This window comes from Bdellovibrio sp. HM001, assembly GCF_055397275.1.
This window is the reverse complement of record NZ_AP029174.1, coordinates 1,703,414-1,728,270: the sequence shown is the minus strand read 5'-3', so window position 1 is coordinate 1,728,270 and position 24,857 is coordinate 1,703,414. Positions and strand designations below refer to the sequence as shown.

Annotated in this window: 26 protein-coding genes; 6 read left to right on the top strand and 20 right to left on the bottom strand. The window is 49.8% G+C overall.

All coding sequences use genetic code 11. The annotated features are described in order from the left end of the window. Position 1: 1 nt before the first annotated feature. From rnc to ACZ5ZZ_RS08275, 4 genes are read right to left on the bottom strand one after another with little or no spacing between them, the layout of a single operon-like run. Complete coding sequence (rnc, locus tag ACZ5ZZ_RS08290) at positions 2–706, bottom strand: ribonuclease III (RefSeq protein ID WP_464142242.1); 705 nt, start codon at positions 704–706, stop codon at positions 2–4. Continuing rightward, the gene (gene mtaB, locus ACZ5ZZ_RS08285; protein ID WP_464121137.1) at positions 703–2,046 is read right to left on the bottom strand and encodes a tRNA (N(6)-L-threonylcarbamoyladenosine(37)-C(2))-methylthiotransferase MtaB; all 1,344 of its coding nucleotides are present in this window, start codon (positions 2,044–2,046) and stop codon (positions 703–705) included. Before mtaB ends, rnc begins: the two co-directional genes overlap by 4 nt. Continuing rightward, on the bottom strand, positions 2,031–3,113 hold the full coding sequence (mnmA, locus tag ACZ5ZZ_RS08280; RefSeq protein ID WP_464121136.1) for a tRNA 2-thiouridine(34) synthase MnmA: 1,083 nt from the start codon (positions 3,111–3,113) through the stop codon (positions 2,031–2,033). Before mnmA ends, mtaB begins: the two co-directional genes overlap by 16 nt. After that, a complete protein-coding gene (locus ACZ5ZZ_RS08275; protein ID WP_464121135.1) occupies positions 3,106–4,311 on the bottom strand; it encodes a cysteine desulfurase family protein in 1,206 nt (401 codons plus the stop codon). Before ACZ5ZZ_RS08275 ends, mnmA begins: the two co-directional genes overlap by 8 nt. Positions 4,312–4,498: 187 nt before the next feature. Between ACZ5ZZ_RS08275 and ACZ5ZZ_RS08270 the strand changes: the two genes are divergently transcribed. The 4 genes from ACZ5ZZ_RS08270 to ACZ5ZZ_RS08255 all read left to right on the top strand — a co-directional run bounded on the left by ACZ5ZZ_RS08270 (position 4,499) and on the right by ACZ5ZZ_RS08255 (position 8,853). Next, positions 4,499–5,932: a hypothetical protein gene (locus ACZ5ZZ_RS08270; RefSeq protein WP_464142240.1), complete on the top strand. Its 1,434-nt coding sequence runs from the start codon at positions 4,499–4,501 to the stop codon at positions 5,930–5,932. Positions 5,933–5,935: 3 nt separating this feature from the next. Continuing rightward, positions 5,936–7,615: a protein-arginine deiminase family protein gene (locus ACZ5ZZ_RS08265; protein ID WP_464135047.1), complete on the top strand. Its 1,680-nt coding sequence runs from the start codon at positions 5,936–5,938 to the stop codon at positions 7,613–7,615. Continuing rightward, positions 7,612–8,112 carry a hypothetical protein gene (locus tag ACZ5ZZ_RS08260; RefSeq protein WP_464142238.1) on the top strand — a complete coding sequence of 167 codons (501 nt, stop codon included), beginning with the start codon at positions 7,612–7,614 and terminating at the stop codon, positions 8,110–8,112. The genes ACZ5ZZ_RS08265 and ACZ5ZZ_RS08260 overlap by 4 nt, the downstream gene beginning before the upstream one ends. Before the next feature lie 90 nt (positions 8,113–8,202). Further along, complete coding sequence (locus ACZ5ZZ_RS08255) at positions 8,203–8,853, top strand: thermonuclease family protein (RefSeq protein WP_464121131.1); 651 nt, start codon at positions 8,203–8,205, stop codon at positions 8,851–8,853. Here ACZ5ZZ_RS08255 and tsaE read toward each other — a convergent pair. From tsaE to ACZ5ZZ_RS08180, 15 genes are all read right to left on the bottom strand, one after another. Next, complete coding sequence (gene tsaE / locus ACZ5ZZ_RS08250) at positions 8,850–9,296, bottom strand: tRNA (adenosine(37)-N6)-threonylcarbamoyltransferase complex ATPase subunit type 1 TsaE (RefSeq protein WP_464142236.1); 447 nt, start codon at positions 9,294–9,296, stop codon at positions 8,850–8,852. The two genes, ACZ5ZZ_RS08255 and tsaE, sit on opposite strands and share 4 nt — an antisense overlap. A gap of 1 nt (position 9,297) precedes the next feature. Continuing rightward, positions 9,298–10,023 (bottom strand): pyridoxine 5'-phosphate synthase, encoded by a 726-nt coding sequence (locus ACZ5ZZ_RS08245; RefSeq protein ID WP_464142234.1) that lies wholly within the window; start codon positions 10,021–10,023, stop codon positions 9,298–9,300. 41 nt (positions 10,024–10,064) lie between these two features. Next, the gene (glmM, locus tag ACZ5ZZ_RS08240; RefSeq protein ID WP_464121406.1) at positions 10,065–11,438 is read right to left on the bottom strand and encodes a phosphoglucosamine mutase; all 1,374 of its coding nucleotides are present in this window, start codon (positions 11,436–11,438) and stop codon (positions 10,065–10,067) included. Position 11,439: 1 nt separating this feature from the next. Continuing rightward, positions 11,440–11,862, bottom strand: coding sequence for a CdaR family protein (locus ACZ5ZZ_RS08235; protein WP_464121128.1), 423 nt, complete (start codon positions 11,860–11,862; stop codon positions 11,440–11,442). Then, positions 11,859–12,671 (bottom strand): diadenylate cyclase CdaA, encoded by an 813-nt coding sequence (gene cdaA / locus ACZ5ZZ_RS08230; RefSeq protein ID WP_464121405.1) that lies wholly within the window; start codon positions 12,669–12,671, stop codon positions 11,859–11,861. Before cdaA ends, ACZ5ZZ_RS08235 begins: the two co-directional genes overlap by 4 nt. A 79-nt stretch (positions 12,672–12,750) precedes the next feature. Further along, on the bottom strand, positions 12,751–14,691 hold the full coding sequence (gene ftsH / locus ACZ5ZZ_RS08225) for an ATP-dependent zinc metalloprotease FtsH (protein WP_464142232.1): 1,941 nt from the start codon (positions 14,689–14,691) through the stop codon (positions 12,751–12,753). Between the two features lie 99 nt (positions 14,692–14,790). Continuing rightward, entirely contained in the window at positions 14,791–15,741 is a 951-nt protein-coding gene (tilS, locus tag ACZ5ZZ_RS08220; RefSeq protein WP_464142230.1) for a tRNA lysidine(34) synthetase TilS, read from the bottom strand. Further along, positions 15,742–17,091, bottom strand: coding sequence for an NAD-dependent succinate-semialdehyde dehydrogenase (locus ACZ5ZZ_RS08215; RefSeq protein ID WP_464142228.1), 1,350 nt, complete (start codon positions 17,089–17,091; stop codon positions 15,742–15,744). A gap of 72 nt (positions 17,092–17,163) precedes the next feature. Further along, positions 17,164–17,394, bottom strand: a complete 231-nt coding sequence (locus ACZ5ZZ_RS08210) for a hypothetical protein (RefSeq protein ID WP_464142226.1) — start codon at positions 17,392–17,394, stop codon at positions 17,164–17,166. Positions 17,395–17,455: 61 nt separating this feature from the next. Beyond that, a complete protein-coding gene (locus ACZ5ZZ_RS08205; RefSeq protein ID WP_464121123.1) occupies positions 17,456–17,824 on the bottom strand; it encodes a hypothetical protein in 369 nt (122 codons plus the stop codon). Beyond that, positions 17,814–18,245, bottom strand: a complete 432-nt coding sequence (locus tag ACZ5ZZ_RS08200; protein WP_464121122.1) for a type II toxin-antitoxin system RatA family toxin — start codon at positions 18,243–18,245, stop codon at positions 17,814–17,816. The genes ACZ5ZZ_RS08205 and ACZ5ZZ_RS08200 overlap by 11 nt, the downstream gene beginning before the upstream one ends. A gap of 75 nt (positions 18,246–18,320) precedes the next feature. Continuing rightward, positions 18,321–21,005, bottom strand: coding sequence for an RCC1 domain-containing protein (locus ACZ5ZZ_RS08195; protein ID WP_464142224.1), 2,685 nt, complete (start codon positions 21,003–21,005; stop codon positions 18,321–18,323). 98 nt (positions 21,006–21,103) lie between these two features. Continuing rightward, positions 21,104–21,397 carry a hypothetical protein gene (locus ACZ5ZZ_RS08190; protein ID WP_464142222.1) on the bottom strand — a complete coding sequence of 98 codons (294 nt, stop codon included), beginning with the start codon at positions 21,395–21,397 and terminating at the stop codon, positions 21,104–21,106. A 2-nt stretch (positions 21,398–21,399) separates the two neighbouring features. Beyond that, on the bottom strand, positions 21,400–22,365 hold the full coding sequence (gene glpX, locus ACZ5ZZ_RS08185; protein WP_464121121.1) for a class II fructose-bisphosphatase: 966 nt from the start codon (positions 22,363–22,365) through the stop codon (positions 21,400–21,402). Then, the gene (locus tag ACZ5ZZ_RS08180) at positions 22,344–22,766 is read right to left on the bottom strand and encodes an acyl-CoA thioesterase (RefSeq protein ID WP_464142220.1); all 423 of its coding nucleotides are present in this window, start codon (positions 22,764–22,766) and stop codon (positions 22,344–22,346) included. The genes glpX and ACZ5ZZ_RS08180 overlap by 22 nt, the downstream gene beginning before the upstream one ends. A 60-nt stretch (positions 22,767–22,826) precedes the next feature. Between ACZ5ZZ_RS08180 and pgsA the strand changes: the two genes are divergently transcribed. Further along, a complete protein-coding gene (pgsA, locus tag ACZ5ZZ_RS08175; protein ID WP_464142218.1) occupies positions 22,827–23,390 on the top strand; it encodes a CDP-diacylglycerol--glycerol-3-phosphate 3-phosphatidyltransferase in 564 nt (187 codons plus the stop codon). Positions 23,391–23,402: 12 nt separating this feature from the next. Continuing rightward, positions 23,403–23,543: a hypothetical protein gene (locus ACZ5ZZ_RS08170; RefSeq protein WP_262552195.1), complete on the top strand. Its 141-nt coding sequence runs from the start codon at positions 23,403–23,405 to the stop codon at positions 23,541–23,543. Here ACZ5ZZ_RS08170 and ACZ5ZZ_RS08165 read toward each other — a convergent pair. Continuing rightward, on the bottom strand, positions 23,540–24,853 hold the full coding sequence (locus tag ACZ5ZZ_RS08165; RefSeq protein WP_464142216.1) for a TolC family protein: 1,314 nt from the start codon (positions 24,851–24,853) through the stop codon (positions 23,540–23,542). The genes ACZ5ZZ_RS08170 and ACZ5ZZ_RS08165 overlap by 4 nt on opposite strands. Between the last annotated feature and the right edge of the window lie 4 nt (positions 24,854–24,857).

Genomic DNA, 24,857 nt, shown 5'->3' with positions numbered 1-24,857 from the left:
TCTAATTCGTCTCCTTGTATTTCATCTCAAGAGCGTTCTTTGCCGCCATTTGTTCGGCGTTTTTCTTACTGCGACCCCGCCCTTGAGCCCAGATATCTTCTTTAACTTTCACACACACCAGGAACTCGCGGTCATGCGGAGGTCCTTCCTCAGCCAAAACCTCGTACCTTGGCGTTTCTTTCGAGGACTTCTGCACCAGTTCCTGCAAGCGGGTTTTATAATCCCGCTCGAAGTCCTCATGTCGACACACCCGATCCGCCAACGGAACAAACTCCTGGCGGATGAAAGTGCGCGCCACCGTGAAACCACCGTCCAGGTACAACGCCCCGACAATGGCTTCAAAGGAGGAAGCAATCAGACGGGGCTTTTGAGCACCACCCGTCTGCGCTTCCCCTTTTCCAAGCTGCATCAGCTTGTTGAGTCCCAGATCCAACGCCAGTTCGGAAAGAACTTCTTCATTGACGATGCTGGCTCTTTTCTTCGACAAACCCCCTTCGGTGTCCGTCGGGAATTTTTCATATAAAAATTCACCCACAACCAGATCCAAAACCGCGTCACCCAAAAACTCGAGCTTTTCATTGTGCTCAACACAGTTACGCAGTTCATTGGCAAAACTTTTGTGAGTCAGGGCGCGCTCCAGCAGTGCCTGGTTCTGAAACTGATATCCCAGACGCTCTTCCAAAGACTTTCGGAATTGATCGTTCATGTCAGAACCTCGCCCACCAGGTGACCTTCCATGTGTTGTTTGTTGGAATGATCATACCCTGTGATCTTAACCTCAATTTCCTGTCCCGCCCAGTGATCCAGGAAACTCTCGGCTCCCGTGATATCCACCGGCCAATAGTCATGGCTCAGACCCTGGCCGCCTTTGGCAGCATTCTTCAGAACCAAAACTTTTTTGGTTGTGCCCACCTGAAGCTGAGCCTGCTCGGAATAACGAGCAATACTCAAGTCACGCAGACGCGCAGCCCGCTCGGCACGAACATGCGGATACACTGACACATCCATCGCCGCAGCCCGCGTGCCCTGACGTTCACTGTAAGGGAAAACATGCAGCTTGGTCCATGGCAGATCCTTCAGGCAGTCATAAGTGTCTTGAAACTGCTCATCTGTTTCAGTCGGGAACCCGGTGATCACGTCCATCCCGACAAAACTGCCGGGAACACGGTCTGCAATCGCGCGCAGAGATTTTTGCACGTCGGCTTGGGTGTACTTGCGCTTCATATGGAACAAAACATCCGTATTGGCACTTTGAATGCTCATATGGAAGTGCGGACACAATCGGGAATCCTGATACAGATCCAAAAGACGCTCGGAAACCTCCACCGGCTCAAGACTTGCCAAACGGAACCGAGGCACCTTTGTCTTTGCCAGAAGATTTTCGATCAGGTCTTCCATCACGTAGGTCTTGCCACCGACCTTGTCTTCGTAATCACCAATGTGAACACCGGTCAAAACGACCTCGCGGGAACCCTGCGCATAGAGATCATTAATACGATTCACCAGATCCGCCACCGGGATCGAGCGACTCTTGCCACGAGCATACGGAATTATACAATAAGTGCAGAAACTGTTGCAGCCGTCCTGAATCTTCAGGAACGTGCGCGTGTGTTCTTTTTCAATACCACCGCCGGCTTCCAGGTCCTCTTTTTTGAAGATGTTGGATTTAAACACCCTCTCAGTCAGCTCCCCACGGAAGTGTTTGCTCAGAAGATCCGGCAAAGACCCTTTGTGAGAGTTCGCTACAATCAGATCCGCCCCCGGCAAGCTGGAGAAAGACCCGGTGTCGACCTGGGCCGCACATCCCGTGACCACCACTGTGCAAAATGGATCTTTTACCTTCAAACGACGGATATAGCGGACAGCCTCTTTCGTGGCCTCTGCGGTCACAGCACAGGTGTTCAAAACATGAATACGGGCGTTTTTTTCACCGGACACCACCGGGGCAAAACCACTGGCATTCAGATTCTTCTGAATCAGACCCGCATCATATGTATTCACCTTACAGCCGAAGGTGTGGACCTGATACTTCATAGAGTGATCCATCCGCCCCCCACCAACTGCTTGTCACGATAGAACACCGCCGCCTGGCCGGGAGTCACTGCTCTTTGTGGTTCAGAGAATTTTAACTTAAAGCCCGTGGCGGTCTTATGAATTTTCGCTTCAGACCCTTTGTGCTGATAGCGAATCTTCACATTCATGACTTCGCCATCCTGAATTTCATCCAGAAGTTTCGGATCCACAACATCCACTTCGTCGGCGAAAAGATATTTTTCATCGCCTACCCAGACCGTGTTGTCTGTAGCATCAATTTTAATAACAAAAAGCTTTTCATGGTGATCCATACCCAGGCCTTTGCTTTGACCGTAGGTAAAGTTATGAATCCCGTTATGAGGTGCCATCACCTCACCCGTCGGGTAACGCTTCAGAAGGCCTTTTTTGGAAGCCAAAATTTCCGGTTTCACCTGACCTTTGATAAAGTTCTGATACCCTTGTCCACCCACAAAGCAGATCCCCTGAGAATCTTTTTTACGTGCCGTCACCAGACCACGGCTTTCAGAGTAAGCACGCACTTCCGGTTTCTTCATATCCCCAACAGGGAACAACAGCTTTGGCACCAGCTCCGGATCAATCGTGAACAGGAAGTAGGTCTGATCTTTCCAGTCATCCGTCGAAGTGTGAATGGAGGACTTCCCATTTTCATCAGTCACAATCTTGGCGTAGTGACCTGTGGCAATGTAATCGCACTCCAGCTCTTTCATCTTTTTAACAAGATGGTCGAATTTCAAATAGGTGTTGCAGTTCACACACGGAAGCGGTGTCTGACCTTCCAGATAGGCTTTCAGGAAAGGATCAATCACAGCGGCGCGGAATTTCGCTTCGCAGTTGATCACATAAAACGGAATCCCCAGGCGGTCTGCCACAGAGCGGGCGTCGTCCACATCAATACTGGAGCAGCACGTACCATTGCCTTCTTCGATATCGCAAGTGGAATAGTCCCAGACTTGCATTGTTGCCCCAATAACCTCATACCCCTGTTCGACCAAGAGCGCAGCCGCGGCGGAACTGTCCACGCCTCCGCTCATAGCAACAAGGACTCTCCCTTTAGACATGACAAGAATCTCCTTCGTCGTCGTTCAGTGATCGCAAGCGATCCACCACTGTTTTCAATGTATCTACAAATAAATCCACTTCGCTCAAAGTGCTTTCCCAACCTAGGCTGACACGCAAACTGTTCTGCGCCTCACCACGACTCAGCCCCATGGCCAACAAAACCGGGCTGGGTTCAGGGTTTCCAGATGAACAAGCCGCCCCTGTGGATACGGCAAAGCCTTTGATATCCAAAGACATCAGCATCGTTTCGCCATCAGCCCCTTTCAAAATCAGGGAGCTGGTGTTCGGCAGACGTGGACTTTCCACGGCGGTGATTGTCACATCAGAGATCTCAGCCAGAATACGAGTCTCCATATGATCGCGCAGGGCTGCGATGGCGCGGGCTTTTTCCTCAATCAGGGAAACGCGTTTGGCAACAACACCCAGGCATCCAATCCCCAGAGTGTTTTCTGTACCGCCACGACGGTGTCTTTCCTGACCGCCACCGTGAATCAGAGAACTCACGTTAGAGCCTTTTTTGGAATACAGAACCCCGGTGCCTTTTACGGAATAAAATTTATGACCCGAGAAAGAGGCAAAATCCACATTCAGCTCATGCAGATTCACCGGTACTTTGCCGAAAGCCTGCACCGCATCCGTGTGGAAGAGAGCGCCTTTTTTATGGGCCATCTCGGCCATCTGCTTAATCGGAAACAAGGTGCCTGTTTCGTTGTTGGCAAACATGACCGACACCAATGCGGTTTCTTCGCTGAGGTGCTCTTCGTAGAATTTCAAATCAATCTGCCCCTGACGGTTCACGGGAATAAAATCCACGCGCGCGCCAAGAGCTTTCAGATGCTCCATGGTCTTCATCACACTGGGATGTTCCACGGCGGAGCACATGAAGTGTGTGCGACCACGCTGTTCAGGCGTCAGAAACTGAGCTGTCTGGTGGTAGTCAAACAGACCTTTTAAAACGGTGTTGTTGGCCTCACTGCCGCCAGAGGTAAAAATGATCTCCAAAGGATGAGCCCCGACGGCATCAGCCATGGCTTTGCGCGCGTCACGCAGAATATTTTTCGGCTGACGACCGCTCCAGTGGATAGAGCTTGGATTCCCCCAGGCCTGCGCAAGTTCTGGCAAAGCAGCCAGAACTTCTGCACACACGGGGGTCGTGGCATTGTGATCGAAATAGTGAAGGACTTTGGTTGATATCATAAGCGCACGGAACCTATCATAGTTCTTAAGTATTGAAAACTTCTAAGATAATTTGCCAATTCCGGGTGTCCAGCGCGTTAACACTTCAGGAAAATTCTACACCCCAAACCCCCCTTCCCCGGGGGTCAACTGGACTAGACCTCAGTTTTTACTCAGGTTTTCGTAAAGAATTCCGATAAACACAGTGATGAGTCATCACCTATGGTTTGAACATTTTAAAGAGCAACTTCAAGGACTTACCGAAGCCTTTGAACAAAGCGGAACGCATTTGAGCCTTCTGGCCTACGCCATTAAGGAACAACGCCTCAGCTCTGAAGCCTATCTTCAATGGGCCATGACTCACCATAGACTTCCTTTGCTTCAGTCACGATTTTTTACAGAAACTCCCGTGTCCCAGGAAATGTTCGCGAAGTGGGCGACCCATTATCCGTGGTCTGCGGAGTGTCTGCCTGTGGCGGAGTGGGATGGATCCCTCATCGTAGCATGTCTTCAGCCGCCGCAGGATTTTCCTTCTTTCCCGTCCAGCATCCTGGTGCTGGCAACTTATGAAAATCTGAAACAGGTCTGGACACAACTGCATCCGGAAAGACAAGCGACCCCTGCTGCCGACGCAGCCCCGGAAGGCATTGATCTTTCCTTAAGCACACCGAAAAAACAAAGCTCTGACAGTTTCTCGTTTGATGATCTGGGCGTGGCCTCTGAAGGATCTTCTCCGAATTTTGAACCTTTGTCCTCTGATGAACTTTCTGTCGAAGGTGCTCCGGAAGAAAAACTTGACGGTCTTTTCGATGGCCCGACCGTGATTCGTCTGGAGGCCCTCAGCCCAGCCCCGGCAGGGACACCTGCAGCGGAGGCTTCAACTTCTGCCAAAATCGAATTGACACCGGAAATCCCCGAAACCGAGCAAAAAACAACAATCATGCCTTTGCCAGCGGCCTCCACGACTCCTGTCGTTGAGGAGGTTCCGGCTGTGGTGTCGCAGCCCGTTGTCGCGCAAGCACCGGAAAGCTCTGCTCCTAAAAAAGCAACACCTCCGCCGCCGCCAAAATCCGAACTGCCTCCTCCATTTGAGGACAGCTTCAGTAATCGCCCTGTTGCCATCACACCTCGTCCGGCGGGAGTGGCTAAACCCACAATCAATCCCGTGGCCACAGGTCACTTTGCGCTGGATAAAATCAAAAAGAAAAATGCCGCGGCTTTGAATGAAAAAGTCAAACTGGTCTTAAGCGAGATGAAGGCTCATTTTGAAAAATCCATGATTCTGACTTTGGATGAGCAAGAAACGCAGATGATTGCCTTTGCCTGGGATGAAAACTTCAAAGGCATGAAAGACACTTCCATGCGCTTCCCGCTGCAGGTGCCCAGCATCTTCAGCATTGTGGCTTCCACGCAAAAGCCTTACCACGGATACATCTCCCTGAATGAAACCAACGAAAAGTTCTTTGAAGGCTGGAATCAGGGCCGTATCCCCGATCATGTCACCATCACACCGATCATTATCAATGAAAAACTGGTGGGCATGCTGATGGGATTTGCGGAAAAATCAGCCTACAACAAGGTCTCTCTGAATTTAGCGGAAAAACTTTCAACCGACTTCACCAAGGGTCTTCAGGCGGCATAATTTATGATGCTTCTTTTGCATCTTCTCTTGAACGTCACACTTGCAAACTCCAACTCCTGCAGCCAACACAATCCCATGAGCCCCGATGTTCCAGCCTGCCCAACCACTGGCAGCAAGTTGTTATCGGAAAATTATCCCATCATGGCCGCCACGGTTTCTGACGACGCTGGCGGTTCCCGCTATGTGAAAGAATACGTCACCAAGGTTTTAAAAGCCCAGCCCTCCAAATCTCCGCAGTTCTTTCTGCACGTCACAGATCAAACCTGGCATGAGGTGGTGCGCGAAATAAAAAAGCAGGCCCCCGACGAAGCCACAGCCCAACGTTGGATTGCTGGCTTAAGCCGGGTGCAAACCCGCCACCGCTGGAACTGGCAACAGGACTACTTTGAAAGCTTCTTCGACAGCAACACCGGCAAGCCTGTGCTGCGCGAAGTACAGGGATATGGCCGCCACGGCAATGCCTTTAAGGATCTGGTCAAACAATCCAGCGCGGATTGCTCCATCAACGCTGGCAAACAACTGAGCAACGACCAATACAAATCAGGACACAGCGGCGGCAATATTGAAGCCGTCAACGGCCTGTGCCTTGTGGGATCCGACCACTTTGAAGGTGATGAGTGGGACAAGTACGCAAAAGTCACCTGCGAAAATCCGGCGACTGCTGTAAAAACACCTTCTGATTTCCTCAATGTCGGCCACACCGATGAGTTCTTTAAAACACTCAAAGATCCCACCCAGAAGGCGCCTTGTGATTTCAGTCTGGCCTTTGCCAGTCCGAAAAAAGCTCTTGAGATTTTGAAGAAAAATCCTCAGGGACGCGCCTTTGATTTTTCACATCTAAGCCCGGATGAAATCATGGTGCGCCTGAGACAAGCGCCTTACAACCGCATCTGCAGTGAGTTTTCCTACATCAAAGAAATGAAAAGTCGTGGCAACAGACCCGGCAACGGCAAAGAAAAACGTGTTCGCGGAGTTTCCCAGTTCCTGTTTAACATCATCCTCCCCCCTGTCTCCGCTGGAAACATCGTGGCGTCCCTGAAAGACCCGGAATCTTTGCGCATGGACGAGTATCTGGAGCAGATAGACGAGGATGGCATTTCAGATCCGCCGCTGGATCGCGGTCGCGACCGACGGCAAGAGCGAATCGATCGCCTGAACCGGCAGCGCGCCCTGCTTCGCCAAGCCGGAATTCTGAAGTCTCAGAGCGATTCTTCCATCCTGAAAGACTGTTACAACATGACGAACAAAGAATTGGCGGACATGTTTGAAGACGACTACGAGATGAAAGAATTTAACGAATCTGTGGAAGAGGCGACTCAAAAATTCAAAAAGGAACTGCTGGCAAAAGTAAAAAAATCCTATCCCCAATGCAATCCCAAGACGGTGGAATTGCCGGACCTGTTCCTGGGTGACATGAACTACGACTCGGAGAAACCCACCTATGCCATAGGGACTGCGGACTCGGTTTTCCCGAATCCCACCAATGGCGAGATCGTGGAAAGTACTTTCATTTTGCCAGAGCCCGTCAATCCCGCTTTTAAAGCGGAAATTGATAAGTCTATAAAAGATCTGGGTCTGAAAACTGACTACATCGACACGCATTTTGCCCACACACTCAACGGAAATCTGCACTGTTCAAGCCATGCCATGCGCTATTGCCGACCTCAAGGAGGCCAGAAATGATTCGTCTTATCCTCATGATCAGCCTGGCCCTTGTGGGAGTTTCAGGAGCCCAGGCTCAATCCCAAAAACTGATGTACTCCTGCGAGCTTCAGGACAAGTGGTTGCAGGGGCAAAAGCTTTCCGCCGGCATTGACATTCAGGATCTGGATCATGCCAGTCTGAAAATTCAGTCTTCGACCGAAACGGTGACCTGTCCCCTTGAAATTGAAAGTGTTCAGGATGCCTCTCGCGGACGCATTGCCAAGGTCATCTTCCTGATGACTCCGGAATCCTGCTCTCCTCCGGAAAAGTCCTTTAATCGCAATCTGCGCCGTCGCATCGAGCTTCATATTGATGCCCAGCCCGGCGGCAAAGGTGATGCCCAGCTTTCCTGGCGTCATCGTGGAAATCGTTCCCAATGCAAAGAGGTTGTGAACAATCTGAAATCCCATGGCATCGGTAATAAATTTCATCCCGCCTCAGCAGGCACCAATAAAACCACCGCCGGAACACGATAAACGCTTTTAAATCCGGCATGGCGGGAAATTAATACGCTCTCTCAGCCCCCGCCTTGAAATCCTCTGGAAAACCGGTTACTTCCTTGGGTCATGAAATACCTGTCCTATGTCTTCATAGTCCTTCTGTTTCCTTCCCTTCTTTTTGCCCAAGGCACACGCATTAAAGTGATCAGCGTGCATGACGGCGACACTCTGACGGCTGTGGGCGCAGAGGACCCAACCCTGCGCTACAAGGTTCGCCTGATGGGCGTGGATACTCCGGAAGTTGATTTCATGAAAGAGACTCAAGGCGAAGTGGCATTGGCCGCCCGGGACTTTCTGAGGTCTTTGATTCCTGCTGACGGCATCATCACTTTAAGCGACGACAGCCAGGTCGATAAGCACGGCCGGATCCTGGGGCGACTTCTTGTTGGCAATCAAGATCTGAATATGGAAATGCTAAAAAACGGCTGGGGTATGATTTATTTTATTTACCCCTTTGAAAAGCGCATCGTCAGCGATTACAGCCGTGCCTCTAAAGAGGCCTATGACAACCGCCGCGGCGTTTTCTCAAACGACTATCGCCAGACGCAAGAGCCCTACCAGTTCCGTATGAAGGTGCAAAAACAAGTTGGCAGAAACCCCGTGGGCGATTTGGAATTAAAAAAGATCCTGCCACCTGAAGACATCAACAAAATTCCCGTCTGGAAAAGAGTCTTCTTCCCTAACTACGAAATGGCCTATCAGAACGGTTACAACTAAACCAGGCGAGTGGTGATTTTTCTTTCGGTGTCAGATAGTTTTTCGAAGACGACTTCGACTCTTTGCCAGTTCAAAGGCAAATAATCGAAGTCCAGTCGATTGGCCCACTCAATGACAATGAGTGAATTCTTTTGCGCAAATAAATCCCAAAAACCCGAACTTTCCAGATCATCATCGTCTTTCAGCCGATAAAGATCCAGATGATCCATGGCTTTGCCCTCGGCGTTCTCATAGCGCAGATGAATGGCAAAGGACGGCGACTGAACATCTCGCATACCCAAAGCAGAAGCCATCATCTGCACGGAGGTGGTTTTGCCAGCCCCCACATCACCACTCATCAACAAAATGCAGCGATCATTTAAATGAAGCAGGAACTCTTGCCAAAAGGCTTTAAGTTCCTCCAGATTCTTCACAATTCTTTGGGAATTCAAAATAGTGGACATGTTACTTTAAGATTTTTCTCATCTTACGAACAGATTCTTCCATGCCATACTCCAGCGCATAACACACCAAAGAATGTCCAATATTTACTTCCTGAAGATGCGGCAACTTATTGATAAGCCTGGAGTGTTCGTAATCCAGACCATGCCCCGCATGAACATTCATCCCCAGATAATGAGCCCACTCGGCCGCCTCGCACAAACGCTTCCATTCCGCGTTCTTCTTAGCTCCTTTGAGCGTCACCCATTTACCCGTGTGGAACTCAACAGCATCCGCACCAGCCTCATAGGAAGCCTCAACCTGCTCGATGGAAGGCTCAATAAACATGGAAATTTCAATCCCAATGCGCTGAAGCTTTTCAACCATCGGAAGCATTTTTTTAAGGCCTCTTTTCACATCCAGACCACCTTCCGTGGTCAGTTCCGCCCGTTTTTCAGGAACAAAGCACACCCAGTCCGGACGATACTTTTTGGCAAAGGAGACCATCTGGGAAGTCGCTGCCATTTCCAGATTCAATGGCACCGGACACTGCTTTGACAGGAGCTTTAAATCCTCTAACTGGATATGGCGACGGTCTTCGCGCAGATGAATGGTGATCTGCTCTGCACCGCCCTTCACGGACTTCTTAACCATATCCAACAGGTTTGGATAAGCTGTTGTTCCACCACGCACCTGACGAAGCGTTGCCACGTGATCTACATTCACACCAAGACGAATTTTATTTTTCATATTTTTCCAGGATGATCCGGCGGGATCACCCTCCTTTTTACTTAAGACAGTTCTTTTTCCAGGAACGAGGCAATTTCTTCTGCAAATTGAGTGATCTGGGTTTTGTCAGAGCCTTCCACCAGAACACGAATCACCGGCTCTGTCCCGGAGAATCGCACAAACACACGACCTGTCCCCGCCAGCTTTTTTTCAATGGCGTGAATCATGTCATTGTATCCGGCAAGTTCATTCAGCTCCGCACGGCGTTTTACGCGGCAATTGATCAGTATTTGCGGCACATCTTCAAAGACGTGATTCAAGTCACTCATCTTTTTCCCTGTTTGCTTCATCACTGCCAGCACACTCAAAGCCGCGATACAGCCATCCCCTGTGGTCGTATGATCCAGGAAAATAATGTGCCCGGATTGCTCGCCTCCCAGGTTGTAACCGTTCTTGCGCATCTCTTCGACAACGTACTTGTCACCCACGCCTGTTTTCACAAGCTTGATACCGGCCTCATTCATACGCTTCTCAAGACCGAAGTTGGACATTTGTGTCGCCACCAGAGTGTCCCCCTTAAGAAGCCCGCGCTCTTTCATATGAAGCGCACAGATTGCCAAAATACGGTCTCCGTTAACGATCTCACCCTTTTCATCCACCATGATCACGCGATCCGCGTCACCATCAAGGCTGATACCAACATCCGCACGGTACTGCAAAACAGCTTCCGCCAACTTTTGCGGGTACAAGGCACCGACCTTGTCGTTGATATTCACGCCATTAGGATCATCACCTAGCTGAATCACTTCAGCTCCCAATTCCTGGAACACGGAGGGAGCCACTTTATAAGAAGCTCCGTTAGCCGTATCCAGAACAATACGCATCCCATCCAGAGTGTACTCCAGAGGGAAAGTGCCCTTCACATAAACAATATAACGTCCCTGAGAGTCTTCGATACGGCGTGTACGACCGATCTCTTTGCTTGGAGGCAGATGCGGCGTCAGATCCTCTTCCAACACCAGACGTTCGATCTCGCGCTCCATGTCTTCAGAGATTTTAAAGCCGTCAGAACCAAACACTTTAATCCCATTGTCATGGAACGGGTTGTGAGAAGCCGAAATCACAATACCTGCCGCCGCACGCATGGTGCGAGTCAGATAGCCAATCCCCGGTGTTGGCAGTGGTCCCACCAGCTGAACGAAAATACCCATGGAATTCAAACCCGAAGCCAAGGCTTGTTCGATCATGTAACCGGACAGGCGTGTGTCTTTTCCGATAACAACTTTACGAACGGCGCCGGGAGTGTGCTCCACTTCCTTGCGCAACAGATAACCGATCGCCTGACCGATCTTTACAACCATATCCGGTGTCATGGGCCACTGATTTGCAGTGCCACGAATACCGTCTGTTCCAAACAATCTTGATTTTTTTTCCACTTTATTGGCCTTTTTGTTCGTCACGAGGCTTTTCCTTTATAGACAATACTTCAGCTTGAATTTGATTGGGGCGGACTCCCAAGATACGAACTCCCAGAGGAACTTCGATCTTACTTAGCGGAATATCCACATTCACAACCCCTTCGCCACGCTGGGAAATATCCAGAGTGATATTTTGCGAAAGAGAGCTTTCCAAAAATTTCTTTAACGAAGATCTCGGTCCAGAAACCTTCACCTTGATATGATCCGTCGTCTGAGCCACCACATGAGTGCCCGGCGCGGTCACCAGATCCACATCAATATTTTTACTTAAGACAAAATCCCGGCGCCCCAAAATGGTCAGCCACAAAATCAGGGAAATGAAGAGCGCGACGACTTTATAACTGAAATTTTCAGTGATCACATTCGACCAGCGGCGTCTCATGAAACCTCCCCCTGCTGAGAGAAGGCTTTGTACTTTAGTCCGAAGGTTTCATACAGGGCTTTACGGATATCACCGAGTTCGACGTTAGGACTTAAATGGCCCCCTTGAACAATACCGATGGATTTATTTTCTTCAGAAACAACAAAGACCAGAGCATCCGTTTCCTCGGTCAAACCGATGGCGGCTCGGTGTCGAGTTCCCAGATTTTTATCCAAAGCCGGATTTTTACTGAGCGGAAGGAAACAACCGGCGGAATGAATTTTACCATTACGAATTAACACAGCCCCATCATGCATCGGACTTTCCGGATGGAAGATGGAGGCCAACAACTCGGCCGAGACTTTGGATTCCATCTCAGTTCCGAATTCAATATGGTAATCGATCACGATCTCACGTTCGACCACCACCAGCGCTCCGAAACCTTTTTGCGCCGTCAGAATGATGCCTTTGGCAATTTCTTCGATCACTTGCGTTTCCTGAATCGTGGAAGCGTCACTGAAGAACGGATTACTGCCGATATGAGCCAGGGCACGACGAATCTCGCCCTGGAACAGAACCACCACGATCACAAACAAATTAGAGAAGAACTTTTCCAGAATCCAGTTGAAGGTGAAAAGTTCCAGCCAAATACTGAGGATATAGCCGATGGCCAAAACCCCCAGACCCGAAAGCATCTGGATGGTACCCGTCCGTTTGATCAGGACCAGGATACGATAAACCACCATCCACACCAAAAGCATGTCAATAGCATCCTGCACCCGCAGGTGCTGGACGATAAAGACAAGATTGTCGATGAATTGCTGCAACATCAAGATGCCTTTATAACTGGTTGTCGTTAAAAACACCTGCCGACTAAAAACGTCGGCAGGTTCAATGTTCAGATATTTTTTAGATCGTTACCGGTCCGGTATTGCCTACCGGGTCGCCGGAAGATCCTTTCTTTTCCGCGGCACTCATGATCGCGGCATTGGTGTCTTTTTTGGTGTTGCGGTATTTTTCGATTTCCGCAACTGCCGCACCGTTCACCAGCATGTCCACTTCGTGGCCGTCGATGGTTTCGTACTCAAGCAAGGCTTGAGTCAAACGCTCCAGCGCGTCCTGATGGTCACGCAGAATCTGGATAGAGATGTCGTAACCAGTCTTGATGATCTTTTCAACTTCCGCATCGATCTGCTCGGCCTTCGCTTCAGAATATTCTTTCTGCTTGTTGCCGTAGTTCATGCCCATGAAGACCGGGTTGTCGCGCGTTTCGTAAGCCAAAGGCCCCAATTTGCTCATACCCCATTCGCACACCATGCGGCGGGCGATCTCGGTGGCGCGCTCGATGTCGTTACCAGCACCTGTCGTAATATCTTTAAAGATCAACTCTTCCGCTGCACGACCGCCAAACAAGAAGGCAATCATGTTTTCAGCTTTGGACTTGGACAAAGACACACTTTCTTTTTCAGGCAAGGTCTGGGTCACACCCAACGCCATACCGCGAGGGATGATCGTCACCTTGTGGATCGGATCCAAGCCGCTGAGTTTTTTACCAACCAGCGTGTGTCCCGCCTCATGGTATGCCGTGACCTTTTTATCTTCATCAGAGATCACCATCGAGCGTCTTTCTGCACCCATCGTGACCTTGTCCTTGGCTTTTTCAAAGTCTTCCATGTCCAGATACTTTTTGTCTGAACGAGCCGCCACAAGAGCAGCTTCATTCACAAGGTTCTCCAGATCCGCTCCCGAGAAGCCTGGCGTCCCACGTGCAATTTTAGACGCATCCACATCAGGACCCAATGGAGTCTTACGCATATGAACCGCCAGAATCTGCTCACGACCTTTCAGGTCTGGCTTATTGACGATCACACGGCGGTCGAAACGACCTGGACGAAGAAGGGCAGGATCCAGAACGTCCGGACGATTGGTCGCAGCGATCATGATCACACCTTCAGAGGATTCAAAACCATCCATCTCAACCAGCAACTGATTCAGAGTTTGCTCACGCTCATCGTGACCACCACCCATACCAGCACCACGATGACGTCCAACCGCATCGATCTCATCAATAAAGATCAAACATGGAGCATTCTTTTTACCTTGTTCGAACAAATCACGAACACGGCTGGCACCGACACCGACGAACATTTCAACGAAGTCAGAACCGGAAATTGTGAAGAATGGAACGCCCGCTTCACCCGCAACGGCGCGAGCCAGCAAGGTTTTACCAGTTCCCGGAGAACCGACCAGCAAAACCCCTTTCGGGATACGGCCGCCCAGTTTGGTGTATTTTTTGGGATCTTTCAGGAAGCTTACGATCTCTTGCAGATCCTCTTTGGCTTCATCCACACCTGCAACCTCTTTGAAGGTCACGCGGTTTTTATGCTCGGTCAGAAGGCGCGCACGAGACTTGCCAAATGACATAGCCTTGCCACCCCCGACTTGGATCTGGCGCATGATGAACAAGAACATCGCCACAATCAGAATCAATGGCAACCAGTTCACAATCAAAGACTGGAAGAATCCGCCACTGTCTGCACGCTCGTAGTTCGGAGTGATCCCGTGCTGTTGCAGGAATTTGTATCCTTCATCTTGCGTGTTGCCGATGATGGCAAAATGAGTTCCGTTATACTTCTTTTCAAAGTCAGGCTTCATCTCGCCGATAATTTCACTGGTGTCCTGACGGAAAGTGACAGTCGCCACTTCACCCGCTTTGACCGCTTCAGTGAACTTGGAGAAATTGAAGTCCGCAATCGATTTTTGATGCTTGCTCTCGTAGGCTTGGAATAAAAACACAGCCATAATGATCAGGAAGAACCATAGAGCCAGCGTTTTCTGGGTTGATCGCATTTCAGTTCCTTTCAGTCGAAGGTCTAATTACCCCTCAAGGGTAGCATGATTACCATCTCAAAAAAAGAAACTTTAGAGTGAGAATTCAGTCCTCTCAAATCAGGACTGGACCTTGATTTGCTCTGCGTTAACTTCCCATTGGCAACCTGCGACTTTAAATGTGATCACTTTTTGCGACTTGTCCAGGCGCTTTTGAATTTCTTCGAGGTGAGACTGGGAAAAATCTTTTTTCCCCAGCGAGTACAGGTACTGAGCCAGCAGCCTTTTTTGCTCAAAAGGACTCAATGTGAGGTAAAACGCCCTCTGCAACCCCTGTGACTTATAAGCCTCATTTTGGCTCAAAAGATCTCCCCACGGGCGGTTTTCAATCTCCTGCGCAATGGTCTCTAAAGACCTCGCCAAAGCCGCAGTCGAGCCTCTGGAGCGTTTTTCAAGCACTTTCAACCAATCCTCCCGCACCCAGTTACGCAAGGGGTCCAGGGACTCATTACTTGGGTCTTCAAAGCTTCGCAGCTTCTCTTCGCGCAGGTACTTTTTCAGTTCTCGCTTTGAAAGCTCCAAAAAAGGCCGGAACAATCCATCACGCAAAACATGCATCGCGGTAAACCCCTGCGCCCCTGTCCCACGAATCAGTCGCATCAGTCGGGTCTCCAAAAGATCATCCCGATGATGTCCAGCCGCAACAATCTCAAATCCCTGCTCTTTCTTCAGGCGCTCCAAAGCCTCATAACGCAGGTCACGATACTCGGCTTCAGATTTAGCCAGCTGTGAAGCCTTTAAAGGATAAAAGTCCACTGCCAGTTTTTTGCACAACTTTTCACAGAAAACCTGGGCTTCTTTGCGATACTCCTGATTGGAATCCTCGCCATGATGGAAATAACAAACCCCCAGAAGTTCCTTTTTATGAACCTTGGTCAGAGTTCGCAACAGCGCCACCGAATCCGTGCCGCCGGACACCGCCACCAGAATCTTTTTGTCCTTCAGACCGTGTAGCTTGATCAACTTCCAAACATGATGATCCAAATCCTGTTTTGCTCTTGTCAGCTTCACCTAAACTCCCGCGACAGCGACTGTCTTGATATTCACAAACTCCAAGATTCCGAAATGCCCCAGCTCCCGACCATAGCCGGATTCTTTCACTCCGCCAAAGGGAATGCGCGCATCGGATTTCACATAATCATTCACCACGACAAATCCGGCCTGCAACTCTTTTTCAATGAGCTCTTTTCCTTTTTGAATGTTTCTGGTGAAGACACCCCCACCCAAACCAAACGGAGACGAATTGGCAATTTCCAAGGCCGTCTTTTCGTCTTTGGCTATAAAGACTGAAGCCACGGGCCCAAAGACTTCCTCTTTGTGAACGTCCGGGTTGTCCTTTTCAAAAACCACCACTGTTGCAGGATAGAATGCCCCCGGCCCCTGCGGAGCAGACCCACCAAGCACCACCTTCCCGCCCCAGGCTTTTAACTTTTCCACCTGATTCACAATGGTTTTTTGAAACTTCACCGAAGCCAAAGGAGCAAGCTCTGCCGCCTTCATTTCATTTGTAAAGTGATATAGAAAATCTTTGGCCACCTTTTCATGCACAATAAAGCGTTTGCCGGCCACACAGCTTTGTCCACAGTTCACCAGGCGCGCCTTTGCACAGGTCTTAGCCGCCATCTCGACATCGGCATCCTCCAAAACCAGATAGGCATCACTGCCACCAAGCTCCAAGACAATCTTTTTCAGATTCTTGGCCGCCTCCATCGCCACAGCCTTTCCTCCCTGACTGCTTCCCGTAAAGGTCACACCGTGCACAGCGGGATGTGCAATCACCTGAGCTGCAACCTCATGATTCACCTGCAAGTTGCGCAAAAGTTTATAGTCCGCCGTCAGGTCGTTAAAGATCTTACCAATCAGCTCGGCCGTTCCCGCGGTTAAATCCGCATGTTTAAGAAGAATCACATTGCCTGCCATCAAAGCCGGCGCCGCAAATCTTAACACCTGCCACAGTGGAAAATTCCAGGGCATCACACTAAAGACCACCCCCAAGGGCTGAAAGCTGACCTCTGCATGAGCGTAGGGCGAAGACACCGCCACTTGATTCTTAAGCATGCCTTGAGCTTCTTTGGCATAGTACTCACAAGTCACAGCGCATTTTTCAACTTCTGCTTTCCCCTCAGAGATTAATTTACCCATCTCTTGGTTCATGACTTGAGCCAAATCTGTCTTATGGGTACGCAAAGCCGTCGCCAGTTTGTGCAAAACTTCCGCGCGGTCCTTAAAAGAGACCTTACGCCAAATTTGAAAGTCTTTGGCCGCCTGCTCGATTTGCTTTTCTGCCTCGGCCCACGAAAGATGCTGATAGGATTTAAGGATATCCCCAGTTGCAGGGTTCACGGTTTGAAAACTGCTCATGACAACCTCCGAAAGATTTAAGGTTGCCACATTTGCAGGACTCACGCCTCTCTCGGCGCGTCGGATGAGATTTTACAAGGTGAAAAAGACTTCCTGGAAGGACATGATAAGGCCTCCGAGGAAAGCCATGGTCATCGTTCCCCATGCCAAGGACTTATAGAATTTGCCAAGCTGCATGGCGCCTCGAGCATAGGCTCTTTCCGTGGCCAGAGTGGGAATAGGCATTAGCACCGTTCTAATAAACTGGTGACAGCAAGCGCAGAATAAAGTCACAGAGATAAGGCTGAGAAGAAGTTGTTCCATACCAAACTCTTCGGCAGGACAGTGTCTCAACTTGAGATCTACTTAGGTCCAGCTTTAAGTGCTAGGCTTTTTCCTCTGAAGAGTCGGCATTGTCTTTTTTGATAATATCAATTTCAGCTGTGATCTTGAACTTGTGCGTTTCTGCAAACTTCGAAGCTTCTTTTACGAAATCAATTTTCTGAATGATTCCAAGAATTTCTTTTGTCACTCTTTGAGTGACTTCTTCCTTGGATTTGTTGGCTCCCTGAATCAGTAAATTCAAGGCCTCTTTGGGAAGTTTTAACTCGGACACATACGCGCGCAAGCTTTCTTCGGTCATAAAAGCCGCACTGACGCCTGCGGTGAAGACCTTCTTCACCGTATCACCCAGAAGACCCTTGAGGTCCCCGGACTGATCTTTGTCGTCTTTTTTGCTTCCATCAGTTGCCATAAAGTTGTTTCACCCGCTTGTGATAGCTGCTGATCATGTTTGGCAAATTCACGCTGACCAAGGCATTGGCGATCGGGCCTGGAACAAACATGCTGAACGTGGCTTCCACAGAATAAGTCGCTCTTGTTTTGCCAGCTTCATCTTCCAGTTTCCAGGAACCCACAGAGGTTTTAAACACATCACCTGAAGCAAATTCCCACGTGATGCCTTTGGGAGCTGTTTCTGTCATCCATAGAGAATACTTGAAACTTTTAATAACAGCCACATTGTATTCCACCAGCTTGCGATTGCCCTCCGTCTTAAGCACGGTGCATTTTTTAACTTCTGGCAGGAACTCGTGATACTTTTCGTAGTCAGAGATAATTTTAAAGAATTGTTCGACTGTACAATTAAAAACTTCTGTTGTGGATGCTTTTGCCATAGGCCTTTAGTGTGACTATTTGTTTACAGCGAGTCAACGCAGGCCTAGACCACAGAATGATTATGTTACATATGCTTAGAAGTTATCAAAGTACTGCCGAGTCAGACTTCGGCGCATCAGCTCAAGCGCACAATCGAAACCCACACAGTAAATCTTATTTGCATCTGTGGTGATATAAAGATTCTTACCGCCATCGATTTGTGTGGGATTTCCGACCATGCCAGTGCGAGCGACTGGCACGGGAACCGCACTTTTACCCTCAATGGCCAAAGAGGTGCCTTCATTTCCCCAGCAGTAAATGTTCTTCGCGATATCCAAAATCCCGCAAGAGTAAGGATCAAACCCTTTTACCATCAATGGAGCCTCGCCTGCCAGAAGACCGGTGACAGTAACTGGTACCGGAGTACTGGAAGATCCAGCCACCACCCCATTCCCCAGCTGCCCCCACAACGAATCACCCCAGCAATAGGCAATGTCATCCGTTGAAACACCACAGAAGGTTTCTTTGTTCCCGTAGATATCCTTCCACAGCTTTGCCCCCGACATTCCTGAGGTGTCCAAAGGTTGGGGTCTATAGACTGAATTAGCACTTGAATGCCCTGATCGCGAGTAACCCGAATTTCCCCAGCAATAGACCTTCTGATCTGTCATCAGCCCACAGGCGTGAAATTCAGAAACAACGATCTTACTGAAGAGTCTTGAGTCCGTAACAGGAATCGTCGACACATCAATAGGGGTCGGGCTGTAACGTTGCGCAGAAGTTCCGTTCCCCAGAACGGGATTATAGAGGGAATGACTAAACCCTTTACCACCCCAACAATATCCCACACCATCTGTCGCAACAGCACAGGCTACAGTTTCACCAATGGACACACTGGCAAAAGTTGTAGCGCCTGTGACTGCGCTGGTATCCACCGCCTTCATGGTGGCCTGAATCTGGATGAAGCCCCCCTGACCCGTCGTCGCACCGTTGCCGACACAGTGAAGAATGTCATCCGTATTGATTCCACAAAACGAATAAGAACCGGCAGCCAGCGTTTTAAACTTCGTGCTTCCAGTCATAGTACTGGTATCCAGCGGTGTTGGTGTATAAGCAGTTGCATTCAACCCGATTGAATAGCCCCAAAAATAGGCTGTCCCGTCAGAGGACTTTAACAACAATACATTTTTTTCAAAAGAAGGATAAACCCCCGCCCAGTGCTGCCCGGCAGGCAACACTGACGTGCTGATCTCCTGCGGCTGATAGGCGACAACATCTTTATACCGAACCTCGCTGTCCGCATAGCCCCAGCAATAGACGGTGCGCCCATTGGTCTCTCCGCAAGAGATACCTTCATGTATCGCCAGGTTTACAAAATAGGTCCCCCCCGCAAGAGGCGTCTGATCCACTGGTGTTGGTATTAAAATATCCGTAGCTCCACCGTCCGCCGTCAAAGAATGCCAGTTGTATCCAAAGCAGTAGGCCTTACCTTTTGACGAAACCCCGCACGTGGCCCATACACTTGCGACCACTGAGACAAGTTTTTCTCCGTCAGCAAGAGCCGACAAATCCGCAAGCTGTGGCAAGGAACTATCCACGGTTGTACCGAGACCCAACTGCCCACGACCGTTGGCCCCCCAACAATACAGTGCGCCCTCAAGATTCAGAGCACAGACATGACTTTCCCCTGCAGCAATATGCACAAATGGTGCTGCAGGCGCTCCAGCACCGAAGTCCACAAACTTCACCGCTGGGGAGTCCACCAAGGTGCCATCGCCAAGTTGCCCCTGATCATTAGCACCATAACAAAAAATTTTTCCGCGATCCGTCAGACCACAGGCGAAACTCAGCCCCACGGCGACCTGAAGAACCTTCACGGAACTTCCCAGCGGTGTTAAATCCACCTTGTTGGGAATCCCAGTTACCGCTGCATCCAACAAACCCCAGCAATACATCTCATGTTTTGCCGAGACAGCACAGGTGCTTTCCCAGTTGGACTCAAAGTCGACAAACTTTTTTTCGCCTTCCACATTTGTCATCAGCGCCGGGGTCGGCTCATAGACTGAAAAAACCCCAGGACCGATGCCCGCCTCATCCGAATAGTTGTCACCCCAGCAGTAAATCAATCCGTCTGAATTCAGCGCGCAGGAGGCATAGGACCCCCCACTCATCTTCACAAAGGAAGGGGACCCCACGACATTACTTAAACTGACTTCCTTAGCGCTGATTTGCAGACCATAGCCCACTCCACGACCGACCTGCCCGCCATAGTAGTCTCCGAAGCAGCGGACTCGTGAATTTGAATCAATATAACAAGTCGTGCTTTCCGCCACGTTCATGCGCGAGTAGGTCTGCGCACGATCCACTGTTGACACATCTGAGCGAGAGGCGACATTAACGGTCCCATCATCAAACTCAACACTGCCTGCTGGCAGTTCCAGATCAATCGTTCCGGCCCGGGTGGATACCGAAACCGTTAAATCAAACTCCAAGGCATGAGCCCCTGGAGTCAGATGCAGAATCAGACCCTCGGCGGTGCCTTTTTGAACGAAGTCCGAAACATCAAGACTTTCAGGCTTGATGGGATTTAAAGACTGAACTTTGTAAGACTTGGAGGACCCCACAGAAACCGCACTCTGCGCTTCAGGTGCAAGAAAGATCTTAACTTCTTGAAGAGAAGAAAACTCTGCCTCCCGACTGATGGATGCAGCCAAGGTGCATCCCAGAAGGGGAACTACGGAAAACCCGATCAGTGCCAGAACATACCGAAAAGAAATCATACTCTCTTTTCGGAGAGTATTTCCTCACATATAAGCCCCATTTGCGTTTCAAGATGAGAATCGCGAGATTTCGTTCTGCTCGAAACAAGGGATTCTATTTACTTTTTCTTAAAAAGAGCTTCTGCAGCAGCTCGCAGCGCGGCTTTTTTATCTTCAGCCGAATTGGCCCCTTTGCGAGGCGTGAAGTAGTCACAGAAGTTGGCACGGTCTTTTTCACGCACCACGTCCGCCTGAGTCTCACGGCATTCGTTGTAAACCTTGGGATCGTAGTGCTCACAGTTTTTACACACATGCACATCCGAACGACATTGCGGGCACTCATCACGGCGGCCGACGTTCCCCAGGAACGTCAGCTCTTTGTTGCAATTAAAACAATGCAATGTTGTTGCCATATTTACTTGCTCGGCTTGCGATGCAGATCATGGAACGCTTCAATGGTTCGAATGGTCCCTGTCTGAGAACGCATCACCACAGAGTGGCTTTTCGCCTTTCCATCAGGAAGGAAGCGAACACCTTTCAAGAACGGCCCGTCCGTCACGCCAGTAGCGACAAACATCACAGAGCCCGAGGCCAATTCATCCACTGTGAACTTCTTATCCAGGTCCTTGATGCCCATGCGAGTCGCGCGCGCACGTTCTTCATCGTTTCTGAATTTCAGACGTCCTTGGAAATCACCACCAAGACATTGCATCGCCGCTGCCGAGATCACCCCTTCCGGTGCCCCGCCAATGCCCATCAGCAAATCAATCCCTGAATCAGGCCATGCAGCCCCCACGGCCGCTGACACATCACCATCCCCGATCAAGTGAATGCGCGCACCCGTTCGGCGCACTTCCGCAATCAAAGCCTCATGACGTGGGCGGTTCAAAATCACGACGGTCAGATCATTCACCGCTTTATCCAAAGCCTTGGCCACAGCATGAATGTTTTCCGTCGCGGATTTATCGATGTCGATGGAACCTTTGGCCGCCGGACCGCAGGCGATTTTGTCCATGTAGGTGTCCGGAGCATGCAGGAACTTACCTCTTTCCGCCACGGCGATCACGGAGATGGAGCCCACTCCACCTGTTGCACAAATAGTCGTACCTTCCAGTGGATCCAAAGCGATATCCAATGCCGGAGCATCGCCACCCGAGGTGTCACCGACTTTTTCACCGATATAAAGCATCGGTGCTTCGTCACGCTCACCTTCCCCGATCACCACGGTGCCATCCATGCGGATGATGTCGAAAGCTTTTCTCATCGCATCCACGGCGGCGGCATCAGCGGGTTTTTCTTCACCGCGGCCCACCCAGCGAGCGGAAGCCAGAGCGGCTGCTTCGGTTACACGTACGAATTCTAAAGCCAGGTTTCTGTCCATGGTTCTTTCTCCAGTTCGTTATTCACAATGGCTTTCATATCTGCCGGAAGTCTTAATAGTTTTAAATCGAACCCAAGTGGGACGTGGATGGTTTTTGCGACCGAACACACCTCGCCACCACGTCCACGCAAACGATACTGGAACACCAGTCGATTGCCTTCGGTGCGGGCCTGAACCTCAATCTCCAGATCATCGCCGAAGAATGTGGGTTTCACATGTTTTACCTGCGTCTCATAAACTGCAAAATGACTGGCAGACCCGGGCTTTTGATAATCCAGCAAACCTTTGGAATGCGCCCAGGCAACCCGGGCTTCTTCATAAAATCTCAGGTAATTGCTGTGGTGAACAATCCCCATCAGGTCTGTTTCGTAAAACTGCACTTTGTGACGATGAATAAACATTGATTATTTCTAGTCTAAATTGCTACCTTAAGTCTAGCAATTCTACGGAATGGAGAGCTTGTGGCCGTTACAGAGTTTCAGAAGAATCTTGCAACCAGAATCACTCTGAGCCGAGTGTTTTTTGTGCCTGTTATTGTGGCACTGATGTGGCAGAACACGCTGCCCTGGAATATTGCCGCTGCCTGCTGCTTCATTCTAGCCTCCATCACCGACTACTATGACGGCTACTATGCCCGCAAGTACAATGCCGTCAGCAATTTCGGCAAATTCATGGACCCGATCGCTGACAAAATCCTGGTCACTAGCGTTTTGGCCATGCTTTTAGCCCAAGGCAAAATCGACGCCTGGATGGTGATTATCATCCTGGCGCGCGACAACTTTATCGGGGGGATCCGCTCCGTTGCTGCGGCAGATCAAATTATCATTGCCGCCAAACCGGCTGGCAAGTGGAAGACCGCCATGCAGATGGTCGCCATTCCTATTGTAATTATTGGAAATATGGACCCGATCGTGCCCTATTTGGACAAAATCGGCTACGGAGTCTTGTGGGTCAGCGTCATTTTGAGTATAACCAGCGGTATTGAATACTATTTAGGTTATCTTAAGAGTCGCAAGACCGACTGAGCGAAAACACGTATGTTAATGCAATACACCCCCAGCAACTGGTTCTTTATCTTCCTGGCGCTGCTATTATGCAGCTTCGTGAAGCTTTCGTCTGGGAAACCGCAAAGTCCAATCCAATACGCCAGCGCCTCTATCATCTCTGCTCTTCGTTAAAACTGAACCAATTGCTGACCGGTATTTAGCTCCAGACTCACAATAGCCTCTAAAGCCCCCAACTGCGCATTGATGACCCCCGCACGGGACCTAAATAACTCGGCCTCCGCATCCAGAACATCTGTATTCGTCCGCACACCAACGCGCTGTCCTTGACGGGCCAGACGGACACTTTCTTCAGACCTTTGCACGTCACTGATTCGCGCCTCATAAACAGCACAATGGTAAAGATATCTTTTGCGCCAGAAATCAAAATCACGTTGAGCTTTCAATTCAGCCAGGCGCACGGATTTGCCTGCCTGATATCTCTGTTCAACACTTTGTTTGGATCTTGAAATCGATGCTCCATCAAAGATGTTCCAACTCAGCGTCACCCCAACCTGATACGCCTCCCTGAAGCTCTCATAGTCATCAAATCGATCATTGCGATTGTTGTAGTACTGATACTGCCCCACCAGGGCAACACGTGGCACCCAGTAGCGTTCTGTCGCCGCCTCCTGGTCGGCAAAGCTTTCCGCCTTACGACGAAGTGAGCGCAGATCCTTGCGCTCGGTCAGATCGGCCTTTTTGAGTTTTGCCACCAGTTCTGGTGTCAGTATCGGCAGCGTCCCCTCCACGTCTGTTAAATCCTGCTCTCTCCCCAAGGCCTCACTCAAACGCCCCCGACTTAGCTCGACATTGTCCAGAGCATTTAAGAGCTCCGATTGCACCTCACTCACCTGCACTTCAACCCGCAGCACATCGTAGTTGGTGGATGAACCGACCTTCGCAAAAAGACGGACATTTTTTAAGTGATCCTGCAAAGCCCGCACACTTTTCTCTGCCACGTTTTTCAATTCTTTCGCGGCCACCGCCTTAAAGAAAAGCAGCGTAACTTCTCGTTGCAACTGAAACCGGACCCATTCAAGATCGTCTTTGGCAGCTTCCATGAAGGCATTGGCCCCGAGATACCTGTTCGTGCTTGAAAAGCCATCAAAGATGGACCACTGAGCCGTTAAAGAGGCACTTGTCGTGGGGACGATTTGAGGAATGGAAAAAGAGGAGTTTGCGATGTCCACATCAATCAATGCATATTTTTTATCAAACAAATAACTGGCCTGAGCAGACAAGGTGGGAAGAAAGCCGGAAAAGGATTCGTTCTTTTTCCAACTGGCTTCATGATATTGCGATTCAGATCTTTGCAGTTTGGGTGATTGCGCAAGAGCCTCATTCAACGCCTCTGACAGACGAAGACTTTCAGCCTGCACGCGACCGGATAAAATCAAAGACAAGCTGAAAACAAGCACACTTTGGAAGTGGATTAGATTCATAGAA